Origin of the sequence: Aeromonas sp. QDB11 (genome assembly GCF_027705265.1) — a bacterium.
GTDB lineage: Bacteria > Pseudomonadota > Gammaproteobacteria > Enterobacterales > Aeromonadaceae > Aeromonas > Aeromonas allosaccharophila.
This window is the reverse complement of the sequence record NZ_JAPDBM010000125.1, coordinates 1-3895: the sequence shown is the minus strand read 5'-3', so window position 1 is coordinate 3895 and position 3895 is coordinate 1. Positions and strand designations below refer to the sequence as shown.

2 protein-coding genes are annotated in these 3895 nt (G+C 55.5%); both read left to right on the top strand.

The features are described from left to right. On the top strand, nt 1–828 hold an 828-nt coding region (locus tag OKC40_RS21865; RefSeq protein ID WP_270796980.1), incomplete at its 5' end, for a glycoside hydrolase domain-containing protein. Between the two features lie 306 nt (nt 829–1134). Then, complete coding sequence (locus tag OKC40_RS21860; RefSeq protein ID WP_270796979.1) at nt 1135–3573, top strand: GH92 family glycosyl hydrolase; 2439 nt, start codon at nt 1135–1137, stop codon at nt 3571–3573. Nucleotides 3574–3895 lie beyond the last annotated feature (322 nt).

Sequence of the window (3895 nt, the reverse complement as noted above, 5' to 3'; positions counted from 1 at the left end):
TCATCAGTGGGAACTTACATTCGCCACTTTGGCACTCTGATGCCATTTTGGGGAGGGGCGACCATCCCATTAACGCCGGTCAACAACTACCCCTCCTGCGCTATCGATAAAAACGGCAACCCGGTCACGCCCCCACCAGGTTGCGACATCAACGACAGCAGCCGTTATGACACCTTCTGGCCCTATCGGGCCGAGCACCGGGGGCAGGACTTTACCGAAGGCAACACTTGGCAGTGGAGCTGGTTTGTTCCCCACGATATCGAGGGGATCAAAGAGGTAATGGGTGGCGAGGAGAAATTCCGGAAGAATCTGGATGCCCTGTTCACCGCCAACTCCAACGCCGATACCTCGCAGGGGGATATGACCGGCTATATCGGGCAGTTCGTGATGGGGAACGAACCGGATCACCATGTTCCCTATCTCTATAACTGGACCAAGGAGCCGTGGAAAACCCAGGAGTATGTGGATCAGGCGGTGCGCAGCTTCTTCCATCCGACCACCACCGGGCTGATTGGCAATGAGGACGTGGGGCAAATGTCCGCCTGGTACATCATGAGTGCGCTTGGCTTCTATCAGGTCACGCCGGGAGTCCCGGTCTACACCATAGGTCGGCCGCTGTTTGACAAGGTGACGATGGATATCGATGGCGGAAAATTCACCGTGATCGCCGAAAACAATGGCCCCCAAAATATCTATGTGGAATCCGTCACCATCAACGGCAAACCGCTCGGGGAAAACCTGACCTTCAACCACAGCGATATTCGGGCAGGCGGTGAGTTGAAATTTATCATGACGGCGCAAAAACCGACCGGCTCAGATAATAAATAACCATCACTTATTGCCAATATATGTTCAGGCCCAAAGCTTCCTTTGGGCCTCTTTTTTGGTCGATTCACAAGAACACTCAAAAAATATGATGTGCTGCATCACATGATACGCGGATCACAAACAGACAGCCTTGTCACAAAAGTCTAGTGAATGACACTTTTTTACTCTGTCGATGAAACAGGAGCCATGGGAATAATAGCGCTCGCCGGGATTGACAGCGCCGCGCCTTGATATTGCGCAGGCCCCACTCCGGCATCAAAAAATAAATTCTGACTGCTCACCCCCTACCCGATGGAGCCGTTCCATATGTTCAAGAGAAATATTCTGGCCATTACCCTGACCAGCACCCTGGCCATGTTATCCGGCTGCGATTCAGATAACAGCAACACCGATAACGACGATCAAAAGCCAACGCCAACCAATGTGTTGCAATACGTGAATCCATTTGTTGGCACTGGCTTTAACGGTCACACTTTTCCCGGCCCCGTGGTACCGGAAGGCATGGTGCAACTCTCGCCGGATACCGAACTGATAGGGTGGCACTCCTCCTCCGGCTATCACTTCGACAAAGACACCCTGTTCGGTTTTTCCCACACCCATCTCTCCGGCACCGGCATGGGGGGGCTGGGGGATATTCTGTTCCTGCCCTTTACCGAAGATAAGGCCAAATACATCGAGCCGAACAATGATTACCGCAAGGCCATCTCGGTCAAAATGGACAAAAAATCCGAGCAGGCTGAGCCTGGCTACTATGCGGTGCGTATCGCCGAAAATGGCATCAAGGCAGAGTTGACCACCTCCGAGCGGGTGGGCTTTCACCGCTATACCTATCCGCAGGGCCAACCCCAACGGCTGAAGATCGACTTGAACTCGATCCTCAACAGCGACTGGGGCTCGAGTTCGCTTCGCAACAAACTCACTGTCAGCGAAGATGGCTACACCATCACCGGCGAGCGGGATGCCACCCACTTCTCAGGCTGGGCAAAAAACCAGAAGATCTTCTTCTATGCGACCTTCGACAAGAAGATCAAAGGGGTCTACCTCCTCGCCGGGGGTGTGCCGGTAGAGGGGTTGAGCGCCGAGCACAAGGCCAAATCCAATGCCGATGTCACCGCCTACGTCGAGTTTGAAGAGGGCGGTTCTGCCCAGCTCAATGCCAAAGTTGCCCTCTCGGCGGTTGATGCCACCGGTGCACAGAAAAACTACCAGGCCGAAGGGGATGTATCGTTCGACGAGGCCCGCGCCAATGCCCGCGACAAGTGGGCCAACGCCCTCAACTTCACCATCGAGGGGGGCAGCAAGAAGCAAAGCGAGATCTTCTACACCGCCCTCTATCACACCAAGATCGCCCCCATCGTCCATCAGGATGTGGATGGCAACTACCGCGGCATGAGCAAAGGGGCGCAGGCCAAGGGGGAAGGCAGCTACTCGATTTACTATGGTCAGGCGAGCGAAGAGCAGCCCAACTTCTCGGTCTACTCACTGTGGGATACCCAGCGGGCGCTGCACCCGCTCAAGACCATCACCGAACCTACCCGCGCCGTGCAATATGCCAAGAACCTGATCCAGAAGTATCTGGAGAGCGGCCTGCTGCCCAAGTGGGAGCATCTGGGGGATGAGACCGGCACCATGGTGGGCTATCCGGCGGTGGTGGTGATTGCCGATGCCATCACCAAATACCCCGAGGCCTTCACCGCGCAGGAGAAAAATCTGGCGCTCAAGGCCGCCATCGACAGCTCCACCTATACCAACTACCCCATGCTGGCGACCGAGTGGGACAAGGCGGTGCTGGACAAGACCCTGACCAATCATATCGATTACATCGAGAAGAACGGCTTTGCGCCGGCGGTGCAGCGGATCGATGGTCAGCCCGTCTTCGCTGATTACACCCTAGAGTCGGTCTCCTACGGTCTGGAAAACGCCTTCTACGACTGGGCCATCGCCCGGATCGCCAAAGCAGCTGGCAACCCGACTGCCGAAGCGCGCTATCTGGCCCGTTCGAACGGCTACCAGCGCTACTTCGACCACAATGCGGCCGAATACGCCCAGTACGGGGTGACCGGTTTCATGCGTCCGGTGATGATCGATGGCTCCTTCATGACACCGTTTGATCCCTATGGCACCGAACATGAGACCGGTAACTATACCGAGGGCAACGCCTGGCAGTGGACCTGGTTTGTGCCCCATGACATCAAGGGGCTGAAAACCGCGATGGGCGGAGAAGAGGCCTTCAAGCAGAATCTGGATGCCACCTTCGCCGCCGAGAGTCAGGGGTCGGAGACCGCTGACATGACCGGGATGATGGGTCAGGTGGCCTTCGGCAATGAGCCCTCCCACCATATCCCCTACCTCTACAACTGGACCTCTGAGCCGTGGAAAACTCAGGAGACGGTCGACTACATCCTCGACACCATGTACTCAAACACCCCGGCAGGCATCATCGGCAACGAGGACGTAGGCTCCATGTCTGCCTGGTACGTCATGTCAGCACTCGGCTTCTATCAGGTGAATGCGGCAGACCCCGTCTACACCATCGGCCGCCCGCTGTTTGCCAAAGCGACCATCCCGGTCAAGGGGGGAACCTTCACCATCATCGCCGATAACAACAGCGCCAAGAACCGCTATGTCCAGTCGGTCACCATCAATGGCAAACCGCTCAAGGATGGCCTCTTCTTCGAGCACAAGGAGTTTGTGCCCGGTGGCAACCTCCACTTCGTGATGGGCAATACCCCGCCACAACAGTAACGAGCCATAGCATTGAAGTGACATTCAGTACGCACCCCATAAATGTCACTTTGTGATACCCGACGGCCCACGCCAGATGGATTGATAAAATCCAATCAGCGCCGGGCCGTTTTATTTTCCTGTGGGGAGCGTCGGTGCAGCCATCAACCCGTTTTTTCTCAAATCAGCCTTAAATCGGGCAATAAACCGAAAAAAAATGGCCTTCAATACCGTTGCAAGGGTTTTTCCGTCATACCTTGACCGCTTGGCTAATAACATCATGTCGATCAGCCAATAACATCATGCCGATCACCATTTTTCTACCCGCAGGAACTGCGTCTTT

Coding starts and splice junctions, on each gene's coding strand:
- OKC40_RS21860 (WP_270796979.1), top strand. CDS start 1,135: ATGTTCAAGAGAAATATTCTGGCCATTACCCTGACCAGCACCCTGGCC.